This is a genomic window from Mesorhizobium sp. M7A.F.Ca.US.006.01.1.1 (assembly GCF_003997935.1).
Lineage (GTDB): Bacteria > Pseudomonadota > Alphaproteobacteria > Rhizobiales > Rhizobiaceae > Mesorhizobium.
On record NZ_RZQL01000349.1, the window covers coordinates 1 to 5588 of the forward strand.

At 61.6% G+C, this 5588-nt stretch carries 4 protein-coding genes; 1 reads left to right on the top strand and 3 read right to left on the bottom strand.

All coding sequences use genetic code 11. The features are described 5' to 3' along the window. From EN943_RS34420 to tssA, 3 genes are all read right to left on the bottom strand, one after another. On the bottom strand, positions 1 to 630 hold a 630-nt coding region (locus tag EN943_RS34420), incomplete at its 3' end, for a type VI secretion system contractile sheath large subunit (RefSeq protein WP_206522865.1). A gap of 2 nt (positions 631 to 632) precedes the next feature. After that, positions 633 to 1172, bottom strand: coding sequence for a type VI secretion system contractile sheath small subunit (tssB, locus tag EN943_RS34425; protein ID WP_013525309.1), 540 nt, complete (start codon positions 1170 to 1172; stop codon positions 633 to 635). Positions 1173 to 1178: 6 nt separating this feature from the next. After that, positions 1179 to 2351 (bottom strand): type VI secretion system protein TssA, encoded by a 1173-nt coding sequence (tssA, locus tag EN943_RS34430; protein ID WP_013525310.1) that lies wholly within the window; start codon positions 2349 to 2351, stop codon positions 1179 to 1181. A 327-nt stretch (positions 2352 to 2678) separates the two neighbouring features. Between tssA and tssH the strand changes: the two genes are divergently transcribed. Further along, positions 2679 to 5444, top strand: coding sequence for a type VI secretion system ATPase TssH (tssH, locus tag EN943_RS34435; RefSeq protein ID WP_013525311.1), 2766 nt, complete (start codon positions 2679 to 2681; stop codon positions 5442 to 5444). Positions 5445 to 5588: the final 144 nt, after the last annotated feature.

Sequence of the window (5588 nt, forward strand, 5' to 3'; positions counted from 1 at the left end):
TTCCTGCCAGCTGTCCATGCGAAATAGGCGCGGCGAAGCGGCCGCGATAAACGGCGTATGCGCGGAAGCGCAGATGCCGGAGATGTTGCGCAGCAGGCCGACGTCACGTGGGTGATTGGAGAACTCGTAGGCGCCGATCACGCAGCCGATTGGTTCGCCGCCAAGCATCGAATACTCGTCTGTGTAGACTTTCTTGAAGATCGGGCTCTGGTCCCACATCTGACCTTCATAGTCTTCAAGCGTATCGGCCAGCTGCTCTTTGGAGATGTTCATCACCCGGATCTTCAGCTTCTGATCCGTCTCGGTGTTGTTGACGAGATACCACAGCCCTCGCCATGTGCCTTCCATCTCACGCACTTCCGGCGCGTGCAGGATTTCGTTGACCTGTGTCGTCAGCATCTTGTCAATGCCGGCGATCAGCGACTTGATCGATTTGATGGCATTGGAAGAGATGGTCGTGGTGTCGGAACGGGACTGCGCCGCGAGCGCGAGATTGCGCACGAGCTGTTGCAGCTTCTCGCTGTCGTCCTTCTTGACCTTGAAATCTTTTTCGAGGAGTCCGCTGAATTCATCGAGGTTTATGGCTTCGGCCTCCGCGGCGACTGAGGCGGTCTTTTGCTGTTCGGCCATGATCATTCCCCAACCTTGTCGTCGTCGGCCAGCGCCTGGCTGGCAATCTTGCCAAGAAGCGGTTCGTTGTTCAGAAGCTGCGCGATGCGCTTTTCAGCATCGACACGGCCATCCATGAAGCCGAGCAATTCCTCGAGTTGTCGACGCATCTTGAGGATCTCGGCCAGTTGCGGAACTTGCTCGGCAATCTTGTCGGGGGCGAAATCACCCATCTTGGAAAATGTAAGATCGAGCGCCAGTTCCTCGTCACGCTCCTGGCCCTCGGCCTGCGGCAGCGTGTTCTTCACCCGCGCTTTGACGCGGGGGCCGAGCGCCTCCATGAATTTTGGGAAGCGGTTCGCGTCGGTCTCGACAAAGGAGCGGTCCAGCACCGACTTTGACGCTTCCTTGGTTTGCGAAGCACCGGCAAGGTCGGCCATCACGCCCATGACAAACGGCAGTTCGATCGTCGTCGGGCTGCCGTAGGTTTCCACATCGTAGGCGATCTGCACCCGCGGCGCGCGATTTCGTTCGATGACCTTGGCTTTGCTTTCGGCTGGCATGTGTTGTTACCTTTCATCCTTCTGAGCCGTCTTCTTGGCATCGGGAACGCCGGCCAGCAGCCTGAACTCCTTCAGCCCCGAAGGGGCGAGATCTTCCATCAGTTCAACGAAATCCATGTGCACCATCCGACGGACCCGCCGAGCCAGGTGCGGAATTGGGCTCGACGGTTCGGTACGGTCATAGAAGGCGACGACCAGGTCGAGGCATTTCACCACGTCGTCGCGCGAGGAGATCCGGTCGGGGAGTCCCGTGCTCGAGTCCGCATAGCTTGCCATACTTGCCATAGCATCGGCTCCATGACCGTTTCGAGCAGGCGTTGCCAGTTCCGTCGGCACCGCCTGCGTGGCTGCGCCATTCGTCACCGCGCCGGCCGCTGAATTCCGTTCAAGTGTCGTCAGCAAACGCTGCAGGAACCGTTTTAAGTCCGGAACGGGAGTGCCGCTGCCCTCGAGACGAGCGTTGAGCGCAGTCTCGAGCGCATCCAGTGCCGTGATCGTCGCCCGGGCGTCGGCGATGAGCTGGACCATCTCCGCATTGGCCTGATCGATCTGTGCCGCACATGCGGCACGCACCCGATTCAAGAGTTGTCCGTGCGCACTGACCAGCTGCGCTTTTTCCGCCGCATTCAGCCCCGAGGCGGCTTCCTGGAGCATGACGCGATCGTCGAGCGCACCCTTCTCCAGGTCCTTGCCCTGAACCGGGCCGATTGCGCGCGGCGCGAAGAACGTCATTTGCCGCAGATTCGCCAACAACCCGTCCTGACCATTCTGCAGGTCGATCAGCGCGTTGATACGGCGCAAGGCGGCATCGCGCGGCGAAGCGTTGGGCCGCATAGCCGGATGCATGGTGTCCCAATGCTGATCGAAGGTCTGCGCGATCAGCGTCAGACCTTGCGCCAATCCGGCCAGCCCGTCTTCATTGGCCAGCGCGCGCGTGACGATGACAAGCAGGCGCAAGTCCCTGCCATGCGCGCGCAATTCCTCCGCCTTTGCGAGCACAGCGGGCCAGTCGACTGGAATCGTGCTTTGCGAGCCGGCCTTATTGTTGCCGTCGTGGACGACCTTGAGTTGGGCTTCGGTCAGGCGCTCCAACTCATGGAAAGCCGGGTCGTTGCGCAAATCTTCCCCGGACGGATTCTCACCGTCTAGCGAAGAAAGCCAGAGTGCGAGATCAATCACACCAACCCCCAGCGAAGGCCCTCAAACCTTATGTGACCTTACGTTATCACACCGGTGCACTTTACCACAATTCAACGAGTGCTCCAAAATTAACAGAAGCTGAACACCGCCATGAGTACCGAACTCCGTGGCGCAATTGTCAATCCGTATGAGAAATGCATCGCGCAGGGCGCGCAATTCCGCTGTTGTTTGCAGCCGGTGGTGCAAGACTTCCACAATACGAGGAAGCTGGCTGAACCAGGCATTGAGGCCTCGTCCACAACGCACTTTGTCAAGTGGCGGCATCTGTGGCAGTTTATCGGCTGGCAGATTGCAGGAGCACGTTCGATGGAACAGCGCCGGTCGTCGCAGAGCTTCAAGCGTAAGGAACTGGTCGGCAAGCTTGATCCTGTCGGGGTGCGCGCCTTCAAGGCCGCGGCCGATAGCGCCAAGCTGCGCGGCAATCCTTACGTCGAACTCGTTCACTTCATCGAGCAGCTGGTGCTTTCCGACCGCTCCGATGTGCAAATGATAATCGCCGATGCGGGACTGGATGCCAGCCGGCTCACGGCAGATATGACCCGTGCCGTCGACAAGTTGCCCTATGGCGCAACCTCGATCGAGGAATTCTCCGATCATATCTTTCATGCAATCCAGGAAGCCTGGAACCTCGCGACGCTGGAGTTCGGCGTCGAGGAAGTCCGCAGCGCCCATATTCTGCTTTCCTGCCTGAAAACCCCGGTTCTGGAAGGCCTGCTGTCGAAGATCAGCGGCGAGTTCGACAAGATCGACGCCGATGCGGTTGTCGCGCGGTTCGCCGATGTCGTGGAAGGTTCGCTCGAAGGCGGCGCAGCCATCGCGGTTCCCGCGGCTGAAACGCCGAAGCGGACCATGGGCGGAGATTCGGCCTTGGCGAAATTCGCCACCGATCTGACCCAACGCGCCCGCGAGGGCAAGATCGATCCGGTCGTCGGCCGCGATCCGGAGATCCGGCAGATAGTCGACATCCTGATGCGGCGTCGGCAAAACAACCCGATCCTGACCGGCGAGGCCGGGGTCGGCAAGACGGCGGTCGTTGAGGGCTTTGCCTTGCGTATCGCTCAGGGCGATGTGCCGCCCACGCTGCAAGGCGTCAGCGTGCGCATGCTCGATGTCGGATTGATGCAGGCGGGCGCCAGCGTGAAGGGCGAATTCGAAAAACGGCTGAAGGCTGTGATCGACGAGGTTCAATCGTCCGAAACGCCGGTCATCCTGTTCATCGACGAGGCCCACACCTTGATTGGCGCCGGCGGTGCTGCCGGAACCGGTGATGCCGCCAATCTCTTGAAGCCGGCGCTGGCACGGGGCGAACTTCGCACCATCGCCGCAACGACCTGGGCCGAATATAAGCAGCACATCGAGAAAGACCCGGCGCTGACCCGCCGTTTCCAGGTGGTCAAGATTGACGAGCCGTCTGAGGCGGTGGCCGTTCTGATGTTGCGCGGTGTGGCAGGGGTTCTGGAGCAGCACCACAAGGTGCAGATACTCGACGAGGCGATCGAGGCAGCAGTCGGCCTGTCGCATCGCTACATCCCGGCACGGCAACTGCCTGACAAGGCGGTGAGCCTCCTCGACACCGCCTGCGCCCGTGTCGCCATATCGCAGCATGCTACGCCAGCCGAGGTCGAGGACATCATGCGCCGCCGCCAGGCTCTGGAGGTCGAGCGCGGCATCATCGGGCGCGAGGCCGCGATCGGCATCGAGGTGGCTGAACGGCAGGCGCGCGTCGACACCGGGCTTGCCGAAAGTGAGATCACCCTGGCTGCGGCGCAGCAGCGTTGGGATCGTGAAAAGGTGCTCGTCGCCGAGATACTCGAACTGCGCGCCAGGCTGCGCGGCGAGGGTGTGGCGCTCGATGCGGCCACCGTTGGGGCCGATGCCGAACCGGCAGCGGCGAACGCAGAAAAGACCAAGGTAGCGGAGTCGTCAGAGACTGAGCCGCCCAAGGCCGCCCAGACGGACGCGGAGACACAGGCCGCTGCCGATCCTGCCGCCGATCTCGCCCGATTGCGCGCACTGATGGCCGAATTGGCAGCGGCACAAGGCGAGACACCGCTGATTCTGCCCTCGGTTGACCGCAATGCAGTGGCCGCCGTGGTCCAGGACTGGACCGGGATCCCGACCGGACGGATGCTGTCCAGCCAGACCGAAAAGGCGCTCAAGCTCGCCGCCACGCTTTCGGAACGGGTTGTGGGGCAAGATCACGCCATGGAGATGATCGCCAAACGCGTGCAGACCAGCCGCGCCGGGCTTGGCGCGCCTGAAAAGCCGGTCGGGGTCTTCCTGCTTTGCGGCCCCTCGGGCGTCGGCAAGACCGAAACGGCATTGGCGCTGGCCGAAACGCTTTACGGTGGCGAGCAGAACCTGATCTCCATCAACATGTCCGAGTTCCAGGAGGCGCACACCGTCTCGACACTGAAGGGCGCACCGCCCGGCTATGTCGGCTACGGCAAGGGCGGCATCCTGACCGAAGCGGTGCGCAGAAAACCCTATTCGGTGATCCTGCTCGACGAGGTCGAGAAGGCGCATCCCGACGTCCACGAAATCTTCTTCCAGGTCTTCGACAAGGGCATGATGGACGACAGCGAGGGCCGCCGGATCGATTTCAAGAACACCCTGATCCTGCTCACCTCGAATGTCGGCTCCGAAGTTATCATGGACCGCACAAGGAATGGCACGCTGCGGACCGGGCTCGACGATCTGGATACCGCCTTGCGCAGCCCATTGCTGAAGGTCTTCCCGGCTGCCTTCCTTGGCCGGGTGGTGACCATTCCTTACTATCCGCTCTCTGATTCGATGATCGAAGCGATCACTGGCCACCAGTTCGCCAAGATCGCTCGCCGGTTGCGGGCAACCAACGATGCGGAACTGGTGATCGGCGACGGTGTCATGGATCTGGTCAAGGCCCGCTGCACCGAGATCGAATCCGGCGGGCGGATGATCGATGCCATCCTGACCAACACGCTGCTGCCGGAACTGAGCCGCGGCGTGCTTAACCGGTCGCTCGAGGGCGAAAAGATGACCAAAGTCACCGTCGGCGCCTCCAAGGAAGGTTTCACTTATTCCTTCGAGTAGGTTCTGATCGTGTAGAACCTCGTCGCCCTCGGCTGCCGGCCCGCTATTCGCGATCCCCCGTGGCGCCGCAATTCGAGAGGTGGCGGTCTTGCCCGTGCGCGAGAACGACGTGCGCAGCCGGTAGCGGATCGTCCACGACAGCAC